Origin of the sequence: Acinetobacter sp. NBRC 100985 (genome assembly GCF_000241225.1) — a bacterium.
Lineage (GTDB): Bacteria > Pseudomonadota > Gammaproteobacteria > Pseudomonadales > Moraxellaceae > Acinetobacter > Acinetobacter venetianus.
In genome coordinates this window covers 40,399-63,873 of the sequence record NZ_BAEB01000025.1, presented here as the reverse complement: position 1 = coordinate 63,873, position 23,475 = coordinate 40,399, and the positions used below count along the sequence as shown (strand labels likewise).

At 38.4% G+C, this 23,475-nt stretch carries 25 protein-coding genes and 1 pseudogene; 12 read left to right on the top strand and 14 right to left on the bottom strand.

Annotated features, from left to right (window positions below):
• Nucleotides 1-233: 233 nt before the first annotated feature.
• A complete protein-coding gene (locus ACT4_RS10165; RefSeq protein WP_034604925.1) occupies nt 234-1,181 on the bottom strand; it encodes an alpha/beta hydrolase in 948 nt (315 codons plus the stop codon).
• 194 nt (nt 1,182-1,375) lie between these two features.
• On the opposite strand from ACT4_RS10165, the gene pheA reads away from it, so the two are divergent.
• From pheA to ACT4_RS10140, 5 genes are all read left to right on the top strand, one after another.
• Nucleotides 1,376-2,485, top strand: coding sequence for a prephenate dehydratase (gene pheA / locus ACT4_RS10160; RefSeq protein WP_007481976.1), 1,110 nt, complete (start codon nt 1,376-1,378; stop codon nt 2,483-2,485).
• A gap of 75 nt (nt 2,486-2,560) precedes the next feature.
• Nucleotides 2,561-4,810: a bifunctional prephenate dehydrogenase/3-phosphoshikimate 1-carboxyvinyltransferase gene (locus ACT4_RS10155; protein WP_007481974.1), complete on the top strand. Its 2,250-nt coding sequence runs from the start codon at nt 2,561-2,563 to the stop codon at nt 4,808-4,810.
• A 277-nt stretch (nt 4,811-5,087) separates the two neighbouring features.
• Nucleotides 5,088-5,471 (top strand): hypothetical protein, encoded by a 384-nt coding sequence (locus tag ACT4_RS10150; RefSeq protein WP_004879966.1) that lies wholly within the window; start codon nt 5,088-5,090, stop codon nt 5,469-5,471.
• A 237-nt stretch (nt 5,472-5,708) separates the two neighbouring features.
• The gene (locus tag ACT4_RS10145) at nt 5,709-7,139 is read left to right on the top strand and encodes a formylglycine-generating enzyme family protein (protein WP_007481973.1); all 1,431 of its coding nucleotides are present in this window, start codon (nt 5,709-5,711) and stop codon (nt 7,137-7,139) included.
• A gap of 163 nt (nt 7,140-7,302) precedes the next feature.
• The gene (locus ACT4_RS10140) at nt 7,303-8,763 is read left to right on the top strand and encodes an aminoacyl-histidine dipeptidase (protein ID WP_007481971.1); all 1,461 of its coding nucleotides are present in this window, start codon (nt 7,303-7,305) and stop codon (nt 8,761-8,763) included.
• 18 nt (nt 8,764-8,781) lie between these two features.
• On the opposite strand, the gene rtcA is transcribed toward ACT4_RS10140, so the two are convergent.
• The 5 genes from rtcA to ACT4_RS10115 all read right to left on the bottom strand — a co-directional run bounded on the left by rtcA (nt 8,782) and on the right by ACT4_RS10115 (nt 12,976).
• Nucleotides 8,782-9,843, bottom strand: a complete 1,062-nt coding sequence (gene rtcA / locus ACT4_RS10135; RefSeq protein WP_007481970.1) for an RNA 3'-terminal phosphate cyclase — start codon at nt 9,841-9,843, stop codon at nt 8,782-8,784.
• Nucleotides 9,844-10,104: 261 nt separating this feature from the next.
• Entirely contained in the window at nt 10,105-10,563 is a 459-nt protein-coding gene (locus tag ACT4_RS10130) for a DIP1984 family protein (RefSeq protein ID WP_007481968.1), read from the bottom strand.
• Nucleotides 10,564-10,589: 26 nt separating this feature from the next.
• Complete coding sequence (locus tag ACT4_RS10125) at nt 10,590-11,135, bottom strand: hypothetical protein (RefSeq protein WP_007481966.1); 546 nt, start codon at nt 11,133-11,135, stop codon at nt 10,590-10,592.
• 29 nt (nt 11,136-11,164) lie between these two features.
• Nucleotides 11,165-12,436, bottom strand: a complete 1,272-nt coding sequence (locus ACT4_RS10120; RefSeq protein WP_007481964.1) for an RtcB family protein — start codon at nt 12,434-12,436, stop codon at nt 11,165-11,167.
• A gap of 249 nt (nt 12,437-12,685) precedes the next feature.
• A complete protein-coding gene (locus ACT4_RS10115; protein ID WP_007481962.1) occupies nt 12,686-12,976 on the bottom strand; it encodes a hypothetical protein in 291 nt (96 codons plus the stop codon).
• A 108-nt stretch (nt 12,977-13,084) separates the two neighbouring features.
• Between ACT4_RS10115 and ACT4_RS17525 the strand changes: the two genes are divergently transcribed.
• Nucleotides 13,085-13,375, top strand: a complete 291-nt coding sequence (locus ACT4_RS17525; RefSeq protein WP_081105939.1) for a hypothetical protein — start codon at nt 13,085-13,087, stop codon at nt 13,373-13,375.
• Between the two features lie 19 nt (nt 13,376-13,394).
• Here ACT4_RS17525 and ACT4_RS10110 read toward each other — a convergent pair.
• Nucleotides 13,395-14,357, bottom strand: a pseudogene (locus ACT4_RS10110) (ribonuclease Z).
• Nucleotides 14,358-14,424: 67 nt separating this feature from the next.
• Between ACT4_RS10110 and rtcR the strand changes: the two are divergent.
• Nucleotides 14,425-16,023 (top strand): RNA repair transcriptional activator RtcR, encoded by a 1,599-nt coding sequence (rtcR, locus tag ACT4_RS10105; protein ID WP_007481954.1) that lies wholly within the window; start codon nt 14,425-14,427, stop codon nt 16,021-16,023.
• On the opposite strand, the gene ACT4_RS10100 is transcribed toward rtcR, so the two are convergent.
• On the bottom strand, nt 16,024-17,094 hold the full coding sequence (locus tag ACT4_RS10100) for a DUF2157 domain-containing protein (protein WP_007481952.1): 1,071 nt from the start codon (nt 17,092-17,094) through the stop codon (nt 16,024-16,026). It lies immediately after the preceding gene.
• An 89-nt stretch (nt 17,095-17,183) separates the two neighbouring features.
• Nucleotides 17,184-17,813, bottom strand: coding sequence for an alpha/beta hydrolase (locus tag ACT4_RS10095; RefSeq protein WP_007481950.1), 630 nt, complete (start codon nt 17,811-17,813; stop codon nt 17,184-17,186).
• A gap of 124 nt (nt 17,814-17,937) precedes the next feature.
• Here ACT4_RS10095 and yaaA point away from each other — a divergent pair, with 124 nt between their 5' ends.
• Genes yaaA through ACT4_RS10075 form a run of 4 tightly spaced genes read left to right on the top strand, consistent with a single transcriptional unit; the run spans nt 17,938 to nt 20,115 of the window.
• Complete coding sequence (yaaA, locus tag ACT4_RS10090) at nt 17,938-18,720, top strand: peroxide stress protein YaaA (protein WP_007481947.1); 783 nt, start codon at nt 17,938-17,940, stop codon at nt 18,718-18,720.
• 18 nt (nt 18,721-18,738) lie between these two features.
• Entirely contained in the window at nt 18,739-19,002 is a 264-nt protein-coding gene (locus ACT4_RS10085) for a hypothetical protein (protein ID WP_007481945.1), read from the top strand.
• Nucleotides 19,003-19,012: 10 nt separating this feature from the next.
• Entirely contained in the window at nt 19,013-19,630 is a 618-nt protein-coding gene (locus ACT4_RS10080) for a hypothetical protein (RefSeq protein ID WP_007481943.1), read from the top strand.
• 29 nt (nt 19,631-19,659) lie between these two features.
• A complete protein-coding gene (locus ACT4_RS10075; protein ID WP_007481941.1) occupies nt 19,660-20,115 on the top strand; it encodes an NUDIX domain-containing protein in 456 nt (151 codons plus the stop codon).
• A gap of 55 nt (nt 20,116-20,170) precedes the next feature.
• Here the strand turns inward: ACT4_RS10075 and ACT4_RS10070 are convergent, their stop codons facing one another.
• The 5 genes from ACT4_RS10070 to ACT4_RS10050 all read right to left on the bottom strand — a co-directional run bounded on the left by ACT4_RS10070 (nt 20,171) and on the right by ACT4_RS10050 (nt 22,901).
• Entirely contained in the window at nt 20,171-20,956 is a 786-nt protein-coding gene (locus ACT4_RS10070; protein ID WP_004653899.1) for a thiazole synthase, read from the bottom strand.
• A gap of 23 nt (nt 20,957-20,979) precedes the next feature.
• Nucleotides 20,980-21,177: a sulfur carrier protein ThiS gene (gene thiS, locus ACT4_RS10065; protein WP_004879934.1), complete on the bottom strand. Its 198-nt coding sequence runs from the start codon at nt 21,175-21,177 to the stop codon at nt 20,980-20,982.
• 10 nt (nt 21,178-21,187) lie between these two features.
• A complete protein-coding gene (locus ACT4_RS10060; RefSeq protein ID WP_004879931.1) occupies nt 21,188-21,553 on the bottom strand; it encodes a DUF423 domain-containing protein in 366 nt (121 codons plus the stop codon).
• 107 nt (nt 21,554-21,660) lie between these two features.
• Nucleotides 21,661-22,530, bottom strand: coding sequence for an RNA polymerase sigma factor RpoH (rpoH, locus tag ACT4_RS10055; RefSeq protein ID WP_007481934.1), 870 nt, complete (start codon nt 22,528-22,530; stop codon nt 21,661-21,663).
• 131 nt (nt 22,531-22,661) lie between these two features.
• Entirely contained in the window at nt 22,662-22,901 is a 240-nt protein-coding gene (locus ACT4_RS10050; RefSeq protein WP_004879926.1) for a sulfurtransferase TusA family protein, read from the bottom strand.
• Between the two features lie 355 nt (nt 22,902-23,256).
• On the opposite strand from ACT4_RS10050, the gene ACT4_RS10045 reads away from it, so the two are divergent.
• Nucleotides 23,257-23,469: a cold-shock protein gene (locus tag ACT4_RS10045; protein ID WP_000126912.1), complete on the top strand. Its 213-nt coding sequence runs from the start codon at nt 23,257-23,259 to the stop codon at nt 23,467-23,469.
• The last annotated feature ends 6 nt before the right edge of the window (nt 23,470-23,475 follow it).

Here is a 23,475-nt window from a genome sequence, read left to right as displayed (position 1 = left end):
AACCAATTCAGCAAGAATGAAAATTTGGATTTAAATGTTTTGTTAAAAGCATTTAAACACTCAATGTTTTTATCATTTTTAGTGTGTAATTGGCCGTTGGATCAATTGGTCATTCTGTTGCATAGATAATGAAGTAAGTTGAGTTATCGCTACAATTACAACCCGCATTAGGCAACCACTACACGCAGTTAAATCGATATTCACTAAACTTAGTCAATTAAAGCCGAAAAATTTTACTCATTGTTTTCTTGTACCGGTTCATCAAACAAATTCGCACAACTTTCTAGCTGACAACCAGCAAGCATGATTGCTTTTGGTAAGCTTGCGTACATGTTTGTTAAATGTTGTTCAGCAGGGTGTTTGAAGTCCCAGTATAAAAACTGTTGGGTACGTAGGTTTTTGAAGTTTTGATAAAAGTGACTCTGCTTTTGCTGTGCTTGAAGATCAGGAGTTGCATTTTTGCGATGTTCATGTGTTCCAACAGTTGTCATTAGCATCATCGATGCAGTTTTATCTTTTTTATTTAACCAATCATTTTGTTTTTCTAAGAGCACATAGTCATCAAACCATAACGAAGGGCTAGCAGCAATGTATCGTTGAAAGCTTTGTGGCTGAGTAAATATCGCATGAAGTACAAATAACCCACCAAATGAGTGTCCAAATAGGCTTTGTTGTTTTGTATTTACGTTGATTCGTGACTCGATTTCAGGTTTGAGCTCTTTTTCAATAAATTGAAAAAATTGATCTGCTCCACCGTATTTGTATTTGGCTTCAGATTGAAATTTTGCAGAAGCTTTCGGGGTATAGTCTAAAGCGCGTTTTTGAACATCAAATGTACTTTGATTAGGATAACCAATCGCGATTACAGCTACAGGACTTAAACCTAATTTATTAGCACCAGCACCAACGGATTTTGCTATGTTAGTGGCACTATCAAATGCAGCATTTCCGTCCAGTAGATAGAGTACTGGAAAGCCATCTTTTGGCGTGTCCGTTGTAGGAACAGCAACTTGGATTAAATATTCATGTGAAGTGTATTTAGACTTCAATACAAAGCTTTGTTTATTTTCAGTCTTTGTGAATGAATCATTTATTTTTTCATTCACGGAAGTTGCTTCAGCAGATGCCGAATGAATGCTTGTAATGATAGCGAAAGACAAAATACTAAAAAGTTTGAACATGACTAAGTTCACAACAATAAAATTTAAAAGAATTTAATATATAATGAAAATCATTATCAATAAAGAATCTTTATAAAAAGAGTTAAAACTCATCGTGTTTAATGCGTGAAAGTATTGCTATACTAAGCCGAATAAACAATTCAACGATGAATTGTAATCCATTCTTATAGATGATTTTGCTGAGGCTGCATTCAATGGTAAACGATGGACAAAACACATCGACTTCACTTAATTTAGAACAAATTCGCGACGATATTGATAGTGTTGATCAACAAATCCAAGAATTACTTAACCGTCGTGCTTCTTTAGCTGAAGCTGTAGCGAAGGCAAAGTTTGCAGCTGAAGATAATCCGTTGTTTTATCGTCCTGAACGTGAGGCACAAGTCCTTCGTAAAGTGATGGAGCGCAATCAGGGTCCACTTTCTGATGCGACAATGGCTCGCTTATTCCGTGAGATTATGTCTGCTTGTTTAGCACTAGAAGCACCGCAAAGTATTGCTTTCTTAGGGCCTGAAGGGACTTATACACATTCAGCTGTATTAAAACATTTCGGTAAAGATGCAGTCGTTCGTCCATTGCCAACGATTGATGAAGTATTCCGTGAAGTTGAAGCAGGTGGAGCACATTATGGTGTTGTACCTGTAGAGAATTCTTCCGAAGGAATTGTGAACCATACCCTTGATTGTTTTAAAGCATCAACTTTAAATGTCATTGGTGAAGTGGAATTACGAATTCATCATCAGTTTTTAATTTCTGAAAATACACGAAAAGATAGTATTAAGCAGATATATGCGCATCAACAAACATTAGCGCAGTGCCGCAAATGGTTAGATGCGAATTATCCGGGTGTTGAGCGTGTTGCTTTAAACTCAAATGCGGAAGCTGCGCGTCGTATTCGTAATGAATGGCATTCAGCTGCAATTGCATCTGATATTGCAGCAAGTATGTACAATCTTGAGATTTTACATAGCAATATTGAAGATAATCCCGAAAATACCACACGTTTCCTTGTGATTGGTCGTGAGAAGATTCCACAAAGCGGTAATGATAAAACGTCATTACTCATTTCTGCACATGATCGTGCAGGCGCTTTATTGGAAATTCTTGCTCCATTTGCTAAACATCAGATTAGCTTGACCAGTATTGAAACACGTCCTGCTTTACCTGAAAAATGGGCTTATGTGTTCTTTATTGATCTTGAAGGTCATATTGATCAAGCAAATGTTGCTGCGGCCTTAGATGAAATTCGTCCAATGGTGAAAGAACTTCGTGTACTCGGTTCTTATCCAATCGCAGTTTTGTAATCAATTTTTATCACATAGCTAGATGAGCTATTCATCTAGCTATCCCAAAGTCGTCTTATTGGGCAAATCTCTTTTATGTCTGAACCATTGTTTAAAAAAGTTGCATTTATTGGGCTTGGGCTGATTGGTTCTAGTCTCGCTCGTGTGATCGTGGCAGAAAAATTAGCATCTGAAATTGTTGCTTCAACACGTTCAAAAAAAACCTTAGAAGATGCCAAAGCATTAGGTCTCATTCAAAATGGTTACGCAACACCTGAAGAAGCAGTCCAAGGTGCAGATTTAATTGTTTTAGCATTACCAGTTCGTGCAACTCAGAAAGTACTTGAACAGATCAAGCCTTATTTAGTTGACCATGCAATTATTACTGATGTGGGTAGTACTAAAGGTAATGTCGTAGATGCTGCAAAAGCAGTATTTGGTGAAGATTTACCCGTTGGATTCGTTCCAGGTCATCCAATTGCTGGTGCTGAGCATACTGGTGTTCATGCGGGTAAAGTTGATTTATTTGCCAATCATAAGGTGATTTTGACACCGTTGCCGACCAGTGCGGGTTGGGCAGTTGAGAAGTTGATTCAACTTTGGTCTGCGGCAAAAGCAGAAGTCATTTGCATGGATGTGAAAAAGCATGATGAAGTGCTTGCTCATACGAGCCACTTACCACATCTCATGGCATTTAATCTTGTTGAGCAGCTTGCAAATCGTGAAGATAATTTAGATATTTTCCGTTATGCTGCTGGAGGTTTTAGAGACTTCTCCCGTATTGCAGCAAGCGATCCGCAGATGTGGCACGATATTTTCTTTGCCAATAAAACTGCAATTCTAGAAGCCGTAAACGGTTTTGAACAACAGTTGCTTGTTTTAAAGAAACTGATCGAACAAGAAGATTCTCATGCATTGATGGGCTTGTTGGGTCATGCTCAAGCAGCTCGTCAGCATTTTAACCATATGTTAGCCAAAAAACCTTTGATGGAGAAAAACAAGGTGACACAGCAATTTACCATTTTGCCAGGAAAGAAAACATTTACAGGTAAATTCACCGTGCCAGGTGACAAATCTGTGTCACATCGCTCGATCATGTTTGGTGCGATTGCTGAAGGTACAACACACGTTACTGGTTTCTTAGAAGGTGAAGATGCACTCGCTACACTTCAAGCTTTCCGTGACATGGGGGTAAGTATTGAAGGGCCTAAAAATGGTGAAGTGACAATTCATGGTGTGGGGATGCAAGGCTTAAAAGCACCTGCAAGTGCCTTGTATATGGGCAACTCAGGTACGAGTATGCGTTTGCTCTCGGGGATGTTGTCAGCGCAAAAGTTTGATTCTGTCATGACGGGTGATGCATCATTGTCTAAACGTCCTATGGAGCGTATTGCTAAGCCTTTACGTGAAATGGGTGCACAAATTCAAACAACTGGTGAGAAAGGTACTCCACCAGTCAGTATCACGGGAAGCCAAGCATTAAAAGGTATTCAGTACGATTTACCTATGGCTTCGGCTCAAGTGAAATCGGGTATTTTATTGGCAGGTTTATGGGCTGAAGGTGAAACTTCAGTTACAGAACCAGAACCAACACGTGATCACACTGAACGCATGTTACGTGCATTTGGTTATGATGTGAAAACCGTAGGTAATAAAATCTCACTTGTTGGGGGGGGGAAGTTAGTTGGTACAAATATCCAAGTGCCTTCTGATATTTCATCAGCAGCATTCTTTATGGTTGGCGCTGCAATAACTGAAGGTGCTGATGTGGTGCTGGAAGCTGTTGGAATTAACCCAACGCGTACAGGTGTCATTCAAATCCTAAAACAAATGGGTGCTGACCTAACTGTTGAAAATGAACGTATTGCAGGCGGTGAGCCGATTGCAGATATTCATATTAAAGGTTCAAGAACATTGAAAGGCATTCATATGCCAGAAGATCAAGTACCATTAGCAATTGATGAATTTCCAGCATTGTTTATCGCAGCAGCTTGTGCTGAAGGTCGGACTGTTTTAACAGGGGCTGCTGAACTTCGAGTTAAAGAGTCAGATCGTATTCAAGTGATGGCAGATGGCCTGAAAATCATGGGTATAGACTGCACACCAACTGAAGATGGAATCATTATCGAAGGTAAAGGTAAATCTGGTGACTGGTCTGCAATTTTCGCGGGTGGCGAGATTGAATCGCATCATGATCATCGTATTGCAATGAGTTTTAGTATTGCGGGCTTACGTACTTCGGGTGAAATTATCATTCAAGGAACTGAAACGGTCGCAACAAGTTTCCCTACATTTACTGAGTTAGCAAACACTGCTGGTTTGGATTTACAGGTAGTGGATCAATAATCTAATTTTGTAAAGATAAAGGCAGCAATTCATGTATTGAGTTGCTGCTTTTTTATTTATAGATTATAAAACTAGATGTTTAATTGATCATTAAGGCCCAAAATCACCCGTTTTTAGATGTACATATCTAATTGGGTCGAAATTTGTCAATTTACTAAAAGAAGTTAGACAATCAGCTAATCAATTAAAGACAATTGTATATATAATAATTCTTACCGTACGAGTCGGTTTTACTCTGTGATCCAGAGCTAAAAACATAAAAATTAGAGGGAATACCATGAAAACGTTGCAATTCATAGCAGATTGCCCAAAACATGGGGTGGTTGATCATCCACCAAATGAATGCTATATCACTCAAGAATATGTTGCTGCGCTATTGTATAAACAATTAGAACAATATGGCTTTGATGCACATCATATTCGTCATGAACATGAAAAAATTGAAGTTCGTATTGATAATCATCAATTACCTCTTTCTATCCTTTGTTCTGAACAGGATGCCGAAGGGCATATTTTATGCGAGATTACTGCAAATCCTCAGCGTGAACTGGCTTGGTTTGAAAAAATTGAAACACAGAGTATTATTCGCCAGTTAGCGCAAGCTGTTGAAAATAGTTTAAAAGCTGAGCATAGTTTTTCTGATTTTGTATGGAAATCATAAATACACATACCTAATTTTTTATATCAAAGTGGAGAACAAATTTGTTGATCCGCTTTTTTATTAAATATTGATAAGAAATACTTATTTTTGTAGTGACATTATTTAATAAAAGTTAACAATTAAAATAATAATAATGTTTGAATTTTGATCTATTTTTCTATTAATTTAAAAATGCTTTTTAACAAAGAATTACTCAACCTTCTCCTTTTCTTCATAATACTTTTTAAGAGAATTCATATGACCTTTATACGCACGAATTATCTAAAAGGCTTTAGTGTATTATTCATTTCCTTACTTGCGGCATGTAATAGCGATGATAAAAATACGACAAGCAACTCTTCTAACCAAAAGCTAATAGATGAAACAATTTTATCCCTACAGAATTTAAGTCAAAATTTAGTATGGCAAGAAAATCAATGTGATAGTGTTTATTCTAAAGTGATAAATGATGCGAACATTGCTGAAAAATCGGCTTTGGAGTTAAGAGCAAAGCTTAATGATACAAATAATTTAAGTATGTTCTTGGATCAGCAGATTATTCCAAAATTGACTCAGCTCACTGATGAGTCAACTACATTAAGAGCTAGATGTAATGCTCCAGATTATGACGGAACAGGGGTGAGTATTGAAAGGCCTGCGATGTTAAGAGAAATGTTAAGTGAATGGCAAGGGACTATAAATTTATTGATTCATCAAATAAATAACCCGCCAAATATGAATCCTGAAATTAAATTAGCATCTTTAACAAATACAAACATTACTAAAGCAACTTCAGCAAAATCCAAATTCAAAGATTGCTCAGATAGTTTTTGTCCAGAAATGACAGTTATTCCTTCTGGAAGTTTTTTGATGGGGGGAAATATAGAAGAACAAGAACAACAAAATGTGCCTGCCCAATCGCGACCGTATGAATTACCTCAGCATGCAGTGATAGTCGAGAAGCCATTTGCTATGTCTACATATGAAACTACTATTGCCGAGTTTCAGGCTTTTCAAAAAGAAACAGGATGGGAGGTACAAGGTTGTCGCAATTGGGAGTCACGTGATGGTGTTTTTAATATGTGGTATCGAGATGATTTAAATCCGACTAACGCTGGTATGAACCAAACACCACAAGATCCAGTCGTGTGTGTACGTCGTGAAGATGGGAGAGCTTTTGCCGAATGGTTATCCAAAAAAACAGGACAAACCTACCGCTTACCAACAGAGGTTGAATGGGAGTATGCAGCTCGTGCAGGAACTTCGACTGCCTTTTATTGGGGGGATGATTTGAATCTAGACCAAGCTTGCAAATATGCGAATGTGCTAGATCCAACTACAGTGTCCGCATTGCCACAAACAAGCTCTTGGAACTTATTCAATTGCACCGATGGTTATGCATTTACTTCACCTGTTGGAAAGTTTCTACCAAATAACTTTGGTTTATACGATATGACAGCAAATGCACGTGAATGGGTAGATGATTGCTGGCATTCAAATTATGAAAATGCACCTGTAAATAACCGTATTTGGGGTGAAGAAAATAACGGACAGTGTAATTTCCCTGTATTGCGTGGAGGTGCATGGATATACAACACCTATAATGCTCGAACCGCTTATCGAAATGCTTATGTAACATCACAAGCGCGTTCGATCATGTGGGGATTTCGTTTAGTTCGTGAAATTTAGTTTAGCGTCTTTAATTCTATAGGAATTACGATCCTTTATTAATAAAAATCAGCGTAAGTTTTCACCTGAAATTTGAATAAACTTACGTTGATGGAATATTTATTTTTAAATGATCTAAGTATACTCAAATGTATTGTATGAATTAGTTCGAGAGTATAACTGTATGATGCAGTTTGATTTTTCTAAATTATCTCCCCAAGTGGTTTGGCAGCATTTTGAAACACTATGCACGATTCCTCGACCATCAAAGCATGAACAACAATTAAGACAGTATCTAAAAGCTTGGGCGGAACAGCGCAATTTGGAAACTTATGTCGATGACATTGGTAATTTGATTATTCGGAAAGCTGCCACAGCAGGCAAAGAACAAGTTGCAGGTGTGGTTTTGCAAGGGCACTTAGATATGGTGACTCAGGCAAATCGCGGTACGCAACATGATTTTTTTAAAGACCCTATTCAACCTGTCTTAAAAGATGGCTGGCTAATTGCTGAAAATACCACTTTGGGTGCAGATAATGGCATTGGTGTCGCATTGGCGCTAGCGGTATTAGAATCAAATGATATTGCACATGGTCCAATTGAAGTATTGCTTACCATTGATGAAGAAGCAGGAATGAGCGGCGCTCGTTTGCTTGAGTCGGGTGTTTTAACAGGGCAATGGCTATTTAATATTGATACTGAAGAGTGGGGTGAATTATATCTTGGTTGCGCGGGAAGTATTGACCTTGAAGTGGGACAGTCACTTGAATATGAACCAGTACCTGAAAATTTGATTTATGTTGATTTGTTGGTATCTGGATTAAAAGGTGGTCACTCTGGCGTTGATATCCATCTTGGTCGTGGTAATGCCAATGTGATTTTAGCCAATTTCCTGAATGATTATTTGGCGCTTACAAATGGTAGACTGGTTGAATTTGTCGGTGGGTCGGCACGAAATGCCATCCCACGTGAAGCTTTGGCAACTATTGCAATTAAAGCAGAGCAATTACCAGAGCTAGAAAATGCCGTTGCTGTGATACAAGCTGAATGGCAACAAAAATTAAATGGGTTTGATGAGCAGTTACAAATCACCGCACAGCAAAATACCAATCAGATAAATGAAGTGATTGCCTTGCAGCAACAGCAAACTTGGTTAAAAGCATTGACAATTTGTCCATATGGCATTGCTCAATGGAGTAGCACTTTACCCGATGTGGTTGAGACTTCGAATAATATTGGTGTGGTCAAACTGACTAAAGATGAAGCGAAAACTTTAATTATGGTTCGTTCGATGGTGAACCAAGAAGCAGTGACATTTGCACAAAATATTCAACAACACTTTGCAAATTTCCAGATTCAATCTGAATTAACGCCGTTGGTATCGGGTTGGACACCAAACCCAGATTCGGCTGCATTGAAATGTTTGCAGCAAGCTTATCAATCTGCATTTAAGATCGAGCCAAACTTGAAAGTGATTCATGCTGGTTTGGAGTGTGGCATTATCGCTGAACATTATCCGAATTTACAGATGGTGTCGTTTGGCCCTGATATTCAAGGGGCGCATGCGCCGGGTGAGCGGGTTAAAGTGGATACCGTAGAGAAATGCTGGGCGTTGTTGGTGACAGCTTTGGAATCGATTAAATAAGCTCTCAATAAAAGAAGCTCATGAATGAGCTTCTTTTACCTTAACAGTGACCTGAAACAGGTTTTTGTTTAGTTCGATAAACTCAATTTCACAATCAACAAATTTTTCAATCATAGAGGCCTGAGTACGGGTGTGTTCACTAATACATTGTGCGGTAAATTCACCGCCTTGACCCAATGCCAAAGGTAACAAGAGCTGATCTGTTAGATACTCATCAACGGCTGCTTTTGAGTTCAGATAATATTTGACTTCCTCACCTAAATTGTTCGCAATTTGTTCTGCACTTTTACGCATTTCACCTAAGGCTGTAAATACTTGGGTGTGATGCTGATGTTTAACTTTGACATATGCCGTATTGCCTTGGCTAATGCCATTTAGGTGGAATTGCTGCTGTGTATCCAGCTTTAGTCTTTTGTTTAAAGTCGCTAATTCGCGTTGTGCAATTTGTGCTTCTTCTGAAAGGTTTAATACCGCTGCAAAAGCCTCAGTACTTTGTAAAGCGCCACGATCTAATAGATTTAACTTGTTTCGATGTAGCCATGGCTGAATCTTGATTTGAATTTCACCTGCACCAATTGGGAAGAAGCCTGCTTTATTTAACTTGAATTCACTTTCGATCCCCAGCTTTGTGAGCGTAGGCAAAAAGCAATGCTCAATAAAATCAGCTGTTGGTGCAAGCGGATTGTGAGTCCCACCTGTGATGGTGAGTTCACTGGCGTCATTTTGCAATAACAAAGCAGGTAAGAGGGTTTGCAAAACCAGTGTTGTGCTTCCTGCCGAACCAATCTGGAATTGGTATTTTCCACTTTGTACATGCTGTGGTGCAAAGTATAAACGCTGGCTATGGAGCTCAGCACCTTCTACATAAGCTTGGCTGATGTCTTGAGATGCCTGTACACAGACTAAATGCTGACGCATTAAGCCTGATTTTTTACGCCCAGCACGAATATTGGTTAATTCAAATGCTTGACCTGTAATCATCGAAAGGGCAAGGGCGGTTCTTAAAATTTGCCCACCACCTTCACCTTGTGAACCATCAATCTGGATGGTCGCTGGCATATTTGCCAAAGCTTTATTCACTTCAATTTTCCTTATTTTCTAATTTAATGAACATACTGTCAGTACATGGTAATGCTAAGTAACGCGTGACTTTGCTTTTGGCAAAGGTTTGCTAGGTACATGGTGCTGAGCCTAATCAGTGAATATTGATGCACGGCTCACATGCTGCCATAGCCGCCTGAATTATTTTCAATCCCTCAGATCGGAGTAATGCAGGATCTTGTACTCGCCCAGTATGTCCAAACTGGTATTGTGAAATGATTTCACAAAATCTTTTGATGTCTATTCAACTAAATCAATCTGCCAATTGGCAGCCTGAATTTTAATATTTAAATCGCGTAGTTTCGCGCTGATATTATCGGCTTGTTTTTGCAAGCTAGAAACAGGGATAACTTTTTGCCATTTAATCTCACGTGAGCTATAACGATCAGGTTCACGATGGGTATTGGCAATCGCATCAACCAGAATCTTATGCTGTTCAGCATAACTATCACGCAAGCTTAATAGGGACAGCAGAATTTTTCCATCTTCCAACTTTGCTTGCGCATTGGTCAAATGAATACGACAAATCAATTGATTGCTTTCTTGGGTTAAAGCAAACACTTGTTTGATCAGTTCATTTGGATCTTCGCTTGGTTCATCACCATCTTGTACCAATACATTAGCGTTGATCCGTTGTTTTAATGAAGCGAGCTTTTTTTGTTGATCGCTTCGCAGTAAAAGTGCTTCTGCGAGTTTCATTTTTTATTTTCCTAAAAACTTATTCTTTAATCTGTTGAGCTTGCAAGTAGTAAACAGCCTTTATTTTGCTCTGGTGAATAGATGGTTAAGCACCAATTACCCCACCATTCTCGGCCAGGTTCAAAATAATCATTCCATTCAGAACTTTCTTCCCGACCACTACCTGGGTAGCCAACCCAATCATATATTTCATAGTCTTTCTCCGTAAAAAGGCATAGCTGCAAGAATGCTGCCCGATGAGACGGGGTAAGGGTTGTTCCATATGGTGGATCAATGATTGCGTCTAATAAGCTCAAAAGCCAATTATGTCCAGAAAATAAATCGGGTCTGTCCAAACGATCAAGATTTATAAGGCTGCGATCTAGTTGCTCTATGGCCAGTGAGTTCAAGTCTAACGTTTTTTCCAACGCTAAACTGTCACAATTCAATAGCATCTGTTGATGAATAGCCAGCGTATTTGAAGATTCCGTTTGATGTATGACATCAAACAAAAAAACTTCAAATACGGCTTGTATGGCATCAAGATCAGATTGTAACCCTTTGGTCTTCAAATGATCTAATTGGACAAACATATATGCACCTTCTGGTTGTGCTCAGGTATTTAGCCCTTAACACAAACAACTTGTCTTAATGTATAAACCACTTCAACCAAATCTTTTTGTGCATTCATTACATCTTCAATCGGTTTATAAGCTGATGGAATTTCATCAATCACAGCAGCATCTTTACGGCATTCCACACCTTCAGTTTGTACAATCTGATCTTCAACCGTAAAGCGTCGTTTGGCTTCCGCACGGCTCATCACACGACCTGCACCATGCGAACATGAGCAAAACGATTCCTGATTTCCAAGACCACGAACAATAAAAGACTTAGCACCCATTGAACCAGGAATAATTCCATATTGTCCAAGTTTGGCGCTGACAGCACCTTTACGAGTGACCATCACTTCTTCGCCGTAATGCTCTTCTTTTTGCACATAGTTGTGATGACAGTTTACTGCTTCCAGTTTTGCATTAAACGGTTTTGGAATAATTGTTGCTAAAGCCTTGATCGCGGCTTGCATCATAATTTCACGGTTTTTCATCGCGAAACGTTGTGCCCACCCTACGGCAAACCAGTAATCATCAAAATGCTCAGTACCCTCAACTAAATAAGCTAAATCTTTATTGGGTAAATTAATAAAGTGTTTTTGCATATCTTTACGTGCCAGCTCGATAAAATGATTACCTATGGCATTACCCACACCTCGCGAACCTGAGTGCAACATAATCCAAACATGATCATGTTCATCCAAACAGATTTCCACAAAGTGGTTGCCTGTTCCTAACGTTCCCAATTGTTTACGGTTATTGGTGTTTTTGAGGCGAGGGTGCTTGGCACAAATCAATTCAAAATCTGAGACTAAATTAGCCCAAGCTTGATCTACCATTTTAGGTGGATTTTCCCAAGAACCTCGATCTCGTCCACGTCCTTTGGTCATTCCGTGTGGAATCAAACGTTCAAGCTCGGTACGCAAAGCATGTAAATTATCAGGTAAATCCGATGCGGTTAAGCTAGTACGTGTTGCCATCATTCCACATCCGATATCGACACCGACCGCAGCAGGGATAATTGCACCTTTAGTTGGAATCACACTTCCGATTGTTGCACCTAAACCAAAGTGAACATCAGGCATAACAGCCATCCATTTATAAATAAAAGGCATTTGCGCGGTTTGTAGCAATTGTTGTTTTGAGTTGTCATCAACAAGTACTCCGTTGGTCCACATTTTGATCGGCATACTTTTTTCATTTTGAAGAACCTGATAAGCACGTTGTTGCTGTTCTTGTTCAAATTGAGCTTGTTGGTTGATTTGTTCAACGAGAGACATTTTCATTTTCCTTTCAAAGCCTGCCTGCCAAGCGTTTGCAGGCAGGTGATATTCACAAGATCCCAATGATATTGTGTGCTTATACTATTGCAGTGACTGTGCCAACTTTTTTAAAAATGTAGTAATTTTAATTTAATACATTGATATTTATTAATAAAATTTAATATTAAAATAACATTATTCATTTTGATAATTAAAATTTCAATAAATAGGATATAAAAATATATATTTTTTTATCTTAAATTCTATTTAATAACCCGCTGCATTTTTACCTGTTCGAGTGAATTGTTGTTCTTTTTCAATTTTTAACCACAAAGTATTCTTAGGTGAAATGTGCGTTAGGAGTGATAAGCTGTGATTTCGATAGCTTAGAATTGCTTTCATTTTCTTTCGTTTACGATTTAAGGTCGATGGTTTTTCAAAATAGCCATATCTTTTTTTATACCAACGAGTAGCTCGTAGTTGATAATGCTTTTGATTGAGCAAATATAAGGCTTGATCAATGTCTTGATCATCTTGAAGATAGACTGTAATGGACATGCTTTGCGTTTTTTAGACTGACACCTGTCTTTTAAGAAAACGTTGTATAGGTCTTTGTATAAAGACATGTTATAACCATAGCAAAATAGAAATAAATTGCCAATTCCTATGGGTATTTTGCGTTATTTGCTCTCGATTCTTTTATTTATTACTGGGATATTTTGTCTTATACATTTTTTAGTAGACGATTTTAATCTTATATTTCTAGCGATAAGTTTGGTCTGTTTTCTGCTTGCTTATTGGGTAAAACCAAAACGAGAAAGCCATCGCCATCGAGATAATGGTTGGAATTGGCTAGATTTAATTGATTTTCCTGTAGAGATTATTTACTGGATCATCACTTTACCATTTCGCTTGTTACGAGGTCTGTTTGACTTTTTATCTCCAGACATCCCTTAATTAAAATGCCGTATCTCATTTATTTCGGATTTACTTTACTTAGTTGTCCTGTCGCATCTAACGTAAATTGATCAAAATCATCAGCTAAATAGAAATTGCCTTGATAATATTGATGGACTTCATCAGCAATCGCTTGCTGTCCAGCACAGTCTTGATGGCGTGGGCTAAAGTGTGTCAGGATCAGATTAATTAGACCTTGTTGTTGAGCAAATTCTGCAACGATCTTTGCGGAACTATGCATTGGGCCTGACCCAACTTTATCTAAAATAGCTTGCGTGTAGGTGCTTTCATGAATCAAGAGTTGGGCATCTTGGCAAGCTTGTGCCAATAAATCGGGATGATCATTGTCACCACCGACAATCGCGTGAACACGATGTCTGAGTGTCTGAATAAAATCAGCCGCTTTCAATGTTTGCTTGTTAAACTGAACGTCTAAGCCTTGCTGTAAATCGCCCCAAGCTTTGCCTTTTGCTACGCCGAGTTGAATTAAGGCTTGTGTATCTAACTTCTTCTGGGTTTATTGCGCAATAATACTAAATGCAAAACTGGGTACGCGATGACTGAGTCGATGGGATTGAATCGAAAGTTGATCAGTTATTTGCTGTATTTGAGTGGACTCTTTTACATCAGTGAAATTAAGTGGATAGGGTAAATGCAGATCGGTCAGCTGTGCGGTGACTTCAATCCATTGTTGAATTTCTTTGGGGGCGATAATGGTTAAAGGTGCGGTACGAGCATTCATACCTGCACTCGCCAATAAACCAATTAATCCATAACAGTGATCGCCATGGACATGGGTAATGCAAATGGCAACTAGGTTTTGTAATGAGAGTTTAGCTTGTTGAATGCGATGCTGTGTGCCTTCACCAGCATCGACCAATATCCAGTCTTTATTCTTGCTGTTGCGGATGGCTAAACCAGAAACGTTACGTGTCAGTGTGGGTACACCAGATGATGTGCCTAAAAAAGTAAAATGAAGCATCTTGTTGGCATTTTTCATCGAATTGCGTATTGTATATGATAGATATATATAAAATATTATAGAAATTATGCTGAATGCAAAGAAAACCGTTGTAATTGGTTTTGTTGGTTCTACTTTGGATCAAGGGAAACGTCCTGATCGTTGGCAGCGTTGGCGTCCAACGCTGAGTCTTCTAATGCATAAAGATCTGATCGTGGATGAACTGGTACTATTACATGATCGACAGCATCATAATTTAGTCAAATTTATTGCTCAAGATGCTCAGAGCGTGTCACCATCTACTACGGTGTCAGGTCAGCGAGTGAGTATTCGTGATCCTTGGGATTTTGCTGAGGTTTATGGCGCATTGTATGACTTTGTGAAAAGTTATTCATTTGATACCGAAAAAAATAACTATCTTTTGCATATCACCACAGGCACGCATGTTGCTCAAATCTGTTGGTATCTCTTAGTTGATGCCAATTATTTACCTGCTAAACTAATTCAAAGTGCGCCAAATCAACAAAAAACACCCGAAGGTGAATATCGCATCATTGATCTGGATTTGTCTCGCTATGATGTTCTTAAACAGCGTTTTGAAGATGAACAGCAACAAAACTGGCAACAATTGAAAGCCAATATTTCAACCTATAACCATGAGTTTAATGAGCTGATCACAGAAGTTGAGCTGGTTGCGACACGTTCCAGCGCGCCGATTTTGATTATGGGCGCAACAGGTGTAGGTAAATCCCATCTAGCCAAACAAATCTTTCAATTAAAGAAAGATAAGTTTCATTTAAGTGGGCGTTTTGTTGATGTGAACTGTGCGACGTTGCGTGGTGATAGTGCTATGTCGAGTCTATTTGGTCATATCAAAGGTGCGTTTACAGGGGCAGCAGCTTCACGGACAGGATTATTGAAAAGTGCCGATCAAGGTATCTTGTTTTTGGATGAAATTGGTGAGCTTGGACTAGATGAACAGGCGATGTTGCTTAAAGCGCTTGAGGATAAATCCTTTTTTCCTGTCGGAAGTGACAAAGAGGTTCAGGCCGATTTTCAATTGATTGCAGGAACGAATAAAGACCTGAGAGCAGAAGTGCAAGCAGGTCGTTTTCGTGAGGATTTATGGGCTAGACTAAACACATGGACTTTCTTTTTGCCGAACCTAAAAGATCGAATTGAAGATATTGCTCCAAATGTTGAGTTTGAATTACAACGCTTTGCTGTGAACCATCAAAGACAATTACGTTTTCAACGTGATGCACTCGATGTGTATTTAAAATTTGCTAAATCAAGAGAGGCATCGTGGCAGGGAAATTTCCGTGATTTAACCGCTAGTGTGACAAGATTGGCGACATTATCCAGCGGCGAGTTAATCCGCTCAGAAACGGTGGAAAAAGAGATTCAGCGTTTAAAGCAGTTGTGGTCGCTTCAAACCACACAACATCAATCTAATAAAGATATTTTACTCAAATATTTAGATCAAACGCAGTTGAGCGAGATTGATGAATTTGATCAAATTCAACTACGAGGAGTGCTTCAAGTCTGTGAAAATTCCAAGTCGATGGCAGATGCTGGACGTCAACTGTTTGCTGCTTCACGCCAGCAACGTAATACCACCAATGATAGTGACCGAGTCAAAAAGTATTTGGCTCGGTTTGGTTTAAATTGGAGTGATTTTCAATAGTTATTCAACAGGATGATTTCTTTTGTTCTGAGATTGGCTCGATAGAAACTCTAAATTCCATAGTTTTTCAGCATGTCGACCAATCCACCAGAACGAGGCTGCGAGCACAATAAAGAAAATTGCTTTATGCATTCCATTCCAGAAAAACTCAAAATATTTGGTATAAAGATTTAGAAATAAAAAGGTAATACCAAAGCCACGAGATGTTGCATCATCATGTTTTAAACCATATACGATTGCAATAATCGCAATAAAACCAAATAAGATGCCCCAGTGTAAGAGTTCATATTGTTTAACACTGTACCAACTATTCAAGTCGCCATAATTTCCAAAGATTGACAGAATCCATAATGCAATAAATAAATACAGTAATCCCATCACGTAAGTTGAGTGTGCAAAGTTTTTAAAGTAAGTATATCTTTTAAACAGTAAACTCAAGCCAATCAGTACTATGCCGAACATGACGAAGCGTAAAGGAAAATTCATGCCTAGATAGTATGCGCCCCAACCTGACATATAGCCTGTCTCTGCACCGAACCATGAACCTAAGGAGAGAAGTGAAAAGACCCAAATGAGTTTGGATGGAAACCAAAATGCGAGCGCAGCATAAATGACAGTGGAGAGTAAAAATAATAAAGAAAAATGCCCGCTGCCCGTGTCGATTGCTTGTCCAAAATAAGCAACAGAAGCTGCAGTGGAAATTACGCCAGCAAAAATAATGGCCTCATTACTAAATTGATGTAATGGTTTTGTTTTGCGTCGACGATAGGCAAAAGCATAAAAACCAGTTGCCACGCCAGCAAAAATCAGACATGGGATGATCTTTGAGTCAACGAATATTCTCGCAATCAAATCTAATAAGAATTTATCGGCAGTGATTGCAGCAATTGCTATGACTGCACAGATCATTGAAATCCAAAAAGAATATTTAGCTAGCCGTTCCCAATCAAAGGAGCGAACAGAAAAGCTATTTTGTAAATCCTTTGCAACATCAGGGGTGATCGTACCTTGTTGTTGCCAATACTCAATGGTTTGCTTTAAAAAAAGTCCCTGTTTTTTATTTAACTTCATATAGAACCCTAATGCCTATTCATCTTTACTGATATAACAGACATCGGATTCAAAACAAGTATACTTTTTTTAATAATTTGTTGTTAATTCTACAGTTTTAAAAAGCGAGAAATTACTTGTCTTAATTGTTTTAAATAACCTGTAAAAAAGTGGTTAGCGCCTGGCAGAATAGTAATTGGATGTTTTTGCGGTTTTGCCCAAGTGATCATGTCTGAAAGCAACGTAATATCATCTTGTTCACCATGAACAAATAGAATATCTCCGTCAATTGCTGGCGTTTTATAGTGACGTAGGTCTACGACTGAACCTGTTGGTAATCCACATAGAATCATTTGTTTTGGGCGTAAGTTTTCACTCAACTGGGCTTGGCATTTCGCTAACACATGAGAACCAAAGCTGAAACCACCTGCGTAGAATGTTAAGCCTGCATGCTTTGAACGTGCGTATTCAATGACAGTCATAATATCATCAGTTTCGCCGTGTCCTTGGTCATGCGTGCCTTCACTACCTGATAGACCGCGAAAACTAGGGCGATAAACAACGCAGCCCATTTCATTAAATATCTGAGCCAATAGGACGGGAACTTTGTGGTGAGGTGTTCCACCTTGTAAAGGATGAGGGTGGCAGACGACAGCAAAGCCAGTAATTTCACCTTTGGGTTGATCTACAAACATTTCGATTTGACCAACAGGACCTTGGATGAAGATTTGCTCAGACATAAGATAAATAATAAATAATGGAAGAATCCACTATTTTACCGATAATGATCAATGAAAACACGAATTGGCATTAAAAATTATCAACTGTTATAGTTTCACTAAGATAAATTGATATTGATTGAATATGCTTGCTTTAATTTCTCCAGCGAAAACACTAGATTATGAAACTGCTTTACCGACAGACACATACACACAGCCTCGTTTATTAGAACAATCACAACAATTGATAGATGTATGTCGTAAGTTATCTGCAACCGAAATTGCCTCTTTGATGAGTGTAAGTGAGAAAATTGCCAACTTAAATGTTGATCGTTTTCGTGACTGGAATGCGGATTTTGATTTTTCTAATGCACGCCAAGCTTTGTTTGCATTTAAAGGTGATGTGTATACAGGTTTAGATGCATATCATTTAAAAGATCAAGATATTGATTTTGCCCAACAGCATTTGCGTATGTTATCTGGTCTTTATGGTTTGTTGCGTCCGTTGGATTTGATGATGCCGTATCGTTTAGAAATGGGTACAAAACTAAAAAATGCACGAGGTCATAATTTATATGAATTTTGGGGAAATATGATCACGGATCAAATTAACCAAGATTTGAATGAAATTGATGCGAAAGTATTGGTAAATTTAGCTTCTGACGAATATTATAAATCTGTGAATGAAAAGAAAATTCAGGCAGAAATTATTAAACCTGTATTCTTAGATCAAAAAAATGGAAAATATAAAGTCATTAGTTTCTATGCGAAAAAAGCGCGTGGCTTAATGGCAAGATATTTGATTGAAAACCAATTGAATCAAGCAGAACAATTAAAAGCGTTTGATAGTGAAGGTTATTACTTTGATGCCGAAAGTTCTTCAAATAAAGAATTGGTATTTAAAAGGGATGAGCAACACGCATCTTAAAAAAAGGGGAAAGGTGAGATGTTAACTAAAGAACATTTATTAAAACATGCAATCTCACCAGATCAAGTCACTATCAAAGGGCATCTGACTGAACCACGTAGTTATGGTGTTTATGCCTTACCTTTAGATGCTGATGGAACAAGACGTTTTCGTTTTGGAAATCACCCAGTACGTCAACAGGAACTTAAACATGAGTTTGGTTCCTGTAAGCTTTATCAATTATTTCTCGATCGAAAACAAGCAGAAACTTTAGCGAAGTGGTTGAATAAAGAAATTCAGTGATGGGGCTATCATGCAACAATATTTAGCGATCCTAGAAAACTCATGGTTCGATTTAGATCGACATTATCAATTTTCTGAACCGAGAAAAGTTTTTAATAAATTAATAGTTGCTTATAGTGAAAAGCATCGCGCTTACCATACAATTCAGCATTTATATGAATGTCTGGTTCTAGTTGACTCGATTCGAGCTGATTTAAATGATGCACATGCTGTTGCATTGGCGCTCTGGTTCCATGATGTAGTTTATGATCCGCAAGCCAAAGATAATGAGTTAAAAAGTGCTGAACTGTTCGAGCAGTATCTGGCTCAAGATTTACCCATAGATATCATTCAGAAAATAAAGCGATGGATTATTGCCACACAAAAGCATGAGGTAACAGATGAGCTAGATTTACAGTTTTTACTGGATATTGATTTGGCGATTCTAGCTGCTTCACCAGAGCGTTTCGATGAATATGAACAGCAAATTCAACAGGAGTATGCTTGGGTAGATCCAGATGTTTATTCGATTAAAAGAAAACAAGTTTTAGCTCATTTTTATCAGGCTGAACCGCTGTATCAAACTGAATATTTTCAGCAGAATTTTGAGCGAAAGGCGAAAGGGAATTTAAAAAATATAATAGAATAAATGATTAAAACGAAGCCTTTGAGTGATAAGTGAAAGATTTAACATTAGAGATAGCTGAGGGGAAGCTTAATATCCGTGTGGCTGCTTGGATAGAATATGAAGATCAGATTTTGGTTTCTACATTTCCTGATGGAAGTATTTCTTTAGTGGGTGGTCGATTAAAGTTTTCAGAAACTACTTTAGAAGGGGTTCAGCGAGAAGTATTGGGGGAAACTGGGGAAGATTTTAATTCACCTGTGCTTTTCGCGATTGTTGAAAACTTTTTCTATGATCCTATCGTAGATAAACATTTCCATGAATTTCTTTATATTTATAAAGGTCAGATCCAAACAAAAGCTAGTTATGTTGATGACTCTAGTGCTGCTCAAGTGATTTCATGGATGCCAAAGAGTGAGATCAAACTGCTAAAGCCAGATGTTTTAAGTGATCTTGCTTTACGATCAAGTGATCATGTTGTTCATCTTGTTAATCTCGAATCAAGATAAAATCATCATCGCATTAAAAAAGGGAGCTAAAAAGCTCCCTTTAGTATTTCTTTTCTTACTTAAAGAAATAACCCGTTTCAGGCGAGCTGGCATTGGCCATACGCTTACGCGGCATACGACCCGCCAAGAATGCTTCACGACCTGCTTCAACGGCTTTTTTCATCGCAGAAGCCATCAAAATTGGATTTTGAGCCGCAGCAATCGCCGTGTTCATCAGCACGCCATCACAGCCAAGTTCCATTGCAATGGCTGCATCACTGGCGGTACCCACACCAGCATCCACCAATACAGGAACTTTGGCATTTTCTTTGATGATGGAAATGGTATGTGGATTCAGAATACCAAGACCAGAACCAATCAAACTACCTAAAGGCATGATGGCAACACAGCCCATACTTTCAAGCTCCTGAGCGACAATCGGGTCATCCGAGGTATACACCATGATTTCAAAACCATCATCAATCAAGGTTTGCGCTGCTTTAAGCGTTGCTGTCACATTCGGGTACAAGGTTTTTTCATCACCGAGTACTTCCAGTTTTACCAGATTGTGACCATCAAGCAGTTCACGCGCCAGCATACAGGTACGAATCGCGCTATCGGCATCGAAGCAACCTGCGGTATTTGGCAGAATGGTGTATTTCTCTGGTGGAATCACTGAAAGCAGATTCGGCTGATCGGCATGCTGACCAATGTTTACACGACGAATTGCAACGGTGACAATTTCAGCGCCACTGGCTTGAATAGCTAAATCTGTTTCATTTAAATCTTTATATTTGCCTGTTCCGACCAACAAACGAGATTGAAAAGTTCGTGAACCAACAATTAAAGGGGAATCTTGCATGGGCTTACTCCATTTTTAGCCGATTAGCCGCCACCAACAGCTTGAATAATTTCAATACGATCTTCAGGAGCAATTGCAGTTTGCTCTAGTCTACTTTTCGGGATAATTTGTTGGTTCTTTTCTACAGCAAAGCGTTTGCCTTCTAAAGCTAGTGCTTGAATGAGTTGCTGAAGGTTTTCGCAAGGCGTGTCTGTTGACTCACCATTTAAATAGATGTGCATGAATCAATCCTTATTTCGCATGCTTGATTGCCTGCCATGCAAGCATTACCCATCCAGCAATCATAAATGCACCACCAATTGGCGTAATTGCACCTAAGATTCTAGGTAGGCCAAGTGCCATAATGTATAACGAACCACAGAAAAAGATGATGCCAATTTGGATCAAAATAAAAGAGATTTTTATGGGGAAACTAGGAGAGGTGTTTTTTAACACGCTTAAAATAAGTAAACCAATTGCGTGATAGAAAAAATACTGTGTTGCTGTACTCCACCAAGCAAGCTGCTCAGGTGTAGCAAAAGATTTAAGTCCATGAGCACCAAAAGCACCTAACATAACTGCAAGTGCAAGATTAAGCGCAGAAATTGCTATCCACATAATGAAAATGGAACTTGAAAATTGATGAACAAAGTTAACATATTCGAAGCTTTTAACAAAGCTTGATAAAACAAAAGGGCGTTGTCGCCCTTATGTTTGTCTTGATTTTAACTTGCAGACATCGCAGTTTTGATTTTTTCCATTGCATTTTTTTCAAGTTGGCGAATACGTTCAGCAGAAACGTTATATTCAGCAGCAAGTTCATGCAGGGTTGATTTGTCATCATCTAACCAGCGGCGTTGTAAAATATTACGTGAACGATCATCAAGCTGATCCATGGCCTCATGCAAAGCAGATGTGCTTTGTGCTTCGTAATCTTCTTCTTCAACTAAACGCGCAGGATCGTAACGATTATCTTCCAAATACAAAGCTGGAGCAGTATGTGGGGTATCGTCATCGTCATCGCCTTGAGCTTCAAAAGCAGCATCATAAGCAGTTAGACGACCCTCCATCTCAAGTACTTGTTCTGGAGTCACATTCAAATCATTAGCAATTGCTTGAGCTTCTTCCAGCGTTAGGCGTTTGCTTGATTTTTTAAGACTGCGTAAGTTAAAGAATAATTTACGTTGCGCTTTAGTGGTTGCAATTTTGACAATACGCCAGTTACGAATCACATATTCATGGATTTCAGCTTTGATCCAGTGAACTGCAAAAGAAACTAAACGAACGCCCATATTTGGGTCGAAGCGTTTAACGGCTTTCATTAAGCCAAGGTTGCCTTCTTGAATTAAATCGCCTTGAGGTAGGCCGTAACCCGCATAACTACGTGCAATATGTACAACAAAGCGTAAATGAGACATTACCAATAATTTGGCAGCATCTAAGTCTTGATCATAATAATAACGTTCAGCAAGCTCTTTTTCTTGCTCGGCAGTTAAAATTGGAATTTGATTGACAGTACTGATATATGCACCGAGATTTACACCTGGCGCAGACAATGACAGGGGCATCAATTGATTGCTGCTGTCAGTAGTCATGGATTCTCCTTATAGGATGGTATTTAAGTCAACAATTTCATCTTAATGTGAATGTTCTTCATCACTAAGGAAATTTGAGTATAGAAATGTAAATTTATCTATCTAGTCTTTACCAAGAGTTTAGCAAAGAATCACATAGATTCAATTAAATAGTGAAATTCATTCTCTGAAATTTTTTGAGGCTGGCATTGAAGTTGCTGAATTTGGCAATATCGTGTTACATCAATTTCACTATGTGGATCAGATGATTTCAATAAATATTGTCTAGGTGCATTAGCTTTTTTCAAAGCACGTTTCAGCATCAATAATGGCATAGGGCATGGTTGTCCCATTGCATCAATGATTTCAGGTGAATGAGATGTATCTGACATAATAATTCGTGAAGCTTAATTGCAAATTATCTTAACAAACTTTTTTGTAATTTTAGAGTGGAAAATTACAGCAGAAAAACAGCTAAATTATTGAAAAAAACAGATAGAAATATTTGAAATAGTCTAAATAAATCTATTAATTGTCATAAACCCATGTTAAGCTCGATGCGTTTTAGGATGTGTTTGATATAATTTATTGTAATAAACCCTATAACAAATGGATGTAACCGGAAATTGTTGATAGTTTTACAGAATGATTACAAGCTTTAAAATTATAAAAAATTTTAAAACCTTGTTGGCTCTGCTGTTTGCAACACCGGAAGGTCCTTATCTTTCAATATCTGAGGATTGACTTATGACAGCTCGTGAACAAGGCGTAGTAAAGTGGTTTAACGACACTAAAGGCTTTGGTTTTATTCAGCGTAATGGTGGTGATGACGTATTTGTTCATTTCCGTGCAATCGTTGGTGATGGTCACCGTTCATTACGTGACGGCCAACGCGTTGAATTCAGCGTAGTTCAAGGACAAAAAGGTTTCCAAGCTGAAAACGTTCAGCCTTTAGACTAATTTGTT

Bases quoted from the DNA above. Each gene is read 5' to 3' on its own strand.
- ACT4_RS10140 (WP_007481971.1), top strand. From the start codon at position 7,303: ATGATGCAGTTTGATTTTTCTAAATTATCTCCCCAAGTGGTTTGGCAG.
- ACT4_RS10115 (WP_007481962.1), bottom strand. From the start codon at position 12,976: ATGTCCATTACAGTCTATCTTCAAGATGATCAAGACATTGATCAAGCC.
- ACT4_RS10085 (WP_007481945.1), top strand. From the start codon at position 18,739: ATGTTAACTAAAGAACATTTATTAAAACATGCAATCTCACCAGATCAA.
- ACT4_RS10045 (WP_000126912.1), top strand. From the start codon at position 23,257: ATGACAGCTCGTGAACAAGGCGTAGTAAAGTGGTTTAACGACACTAAA.
- ACT4_RS10125 (WP_007481966.1), bottom strand. From the start codon at position 11,135: ATGTTTGTCCAATTAGATCATTTGAAGACCAAAGGGTTACAATCTGAT.
- thiS (WP_004879934.1), bottom strand. From the start codon at position 21,177: ATGCACATCTATTTAAATGGTGAGTCAACAGACACGCCTTGCGAAAAC.
- ACT4_RS17525 (WP_081105939.1), top strand. From the start codon at position 13,085: ATGGGTATTTTGCGTTATTTGCTCTCGATTCTTTTATTTATTACTGGG.
- rtcR (WP_007481954.1), top strand. From the start codon at position 14,425: ATGCTGAATGCAAAGAAAACCGTTGTAATTGGTTTTGTTGGTTCTACT.
- ACT4_RS10165 (WP_034604925.1), bottom strand. From the start codon at position 1,181: ATGTTCAAACTTTTTAGTATTTTGTCTTTCGCTATCATTACAAGCATT.
- ACT4_RS10100 (WP_007481952.1), bottom strand. From the start codon at position 17,094: ATGAAGTTAAATAAAAAACAGGGACTTTTTTTAAAGCAAACCATTGAG.
- ACT4_RS10130 (WP_007481968.1), bottom strand. From the start codon at position 10,563: ATGAAACTCGCAGAAGCACTTTTACTGCGAAGCGATCAACAAAAAAAG.
- ACT4_RS10050 (WP_004879926.1), bottom strand. From the start codon at position 22,901: ATGTCAGATACATCTCATTCACCTGAAATCATTGATGCAATGGGACAA.
- ACT4_RS10060 (WP_004879931.1), bottom strand. From the start codon at position 21,553: ATGTGGATAGCAATTTCTGCGCTTAATCTTGCACTTGCAGTTATGTTA.
- ACT4_RS10080 (WP_007481943.1), top strand. From the start codon at position 19,013: ATGCAACAATATTTAGCGATCCTAGAAAACTCATGGTTCGATTTAGAT.
- ACT4_RS10145 (WP_007481973.1), top strand. From the start codon at position 5,709: ATGACCTTTATACGCACGAATTATCTAAAAGGCTTTAGTGTATTATTC.
- ACT4_RS10150 (WP_004879966.1), top strand. From the start codon at position 5,088: ATGAAAACGTTGCAATTCATAGCAGATTGCCCAAAACATGGGGTGGTT.
- ACT4_RS10120 (WP_007481964.1), bottom strand. From the start codon at position 12,436: ATGTCTCTCGTTGAACAAATCAACCAACAAGCTCAATTTGAACAAGAA.
- ACT4_RS10155 (WP_007481974.1), top strand. From the start codon at position 2,561: ATGTCTGAACCATTGTTTAAAAAAGTTGCATTTATTGGGCTTGGGCTG.
- ACT4_RS10070 (WP_004653899.1), bottom strand. From the start codon at position 20,956: ATGCAAGATTCCCCTTTAATTGTTGGTTCACGAACTTTTCAATCTCGT.
- rpoH (WP_007481934.1), bottom strand. From the start codon at position 22,530: ATGACTACTGACAGCAGCAATCAATTGATGCCCCTGTCATTGTCTGCG.
- pheA (WP_007481976.1), top strand. From the start codon at position 1,376: ATGGTAAACGATGGACAAAACACATCGACTTCACTTAATTTAGAACAA.
- ACT4_RS10095 (WP_007481950.1), bottom strand. From the start codon at position 17,813: ATGTCTGAGCAAATCTTCATCCAAGGTCCTGTTGGTCAAATCGAAATG.
- yaaA (WP_007481947.1), top strand. From the start codon at position 17,938: ATGCTTGCTTTAATTTCTCCAGCGAAAACACTAGATTATGAAACTGCT.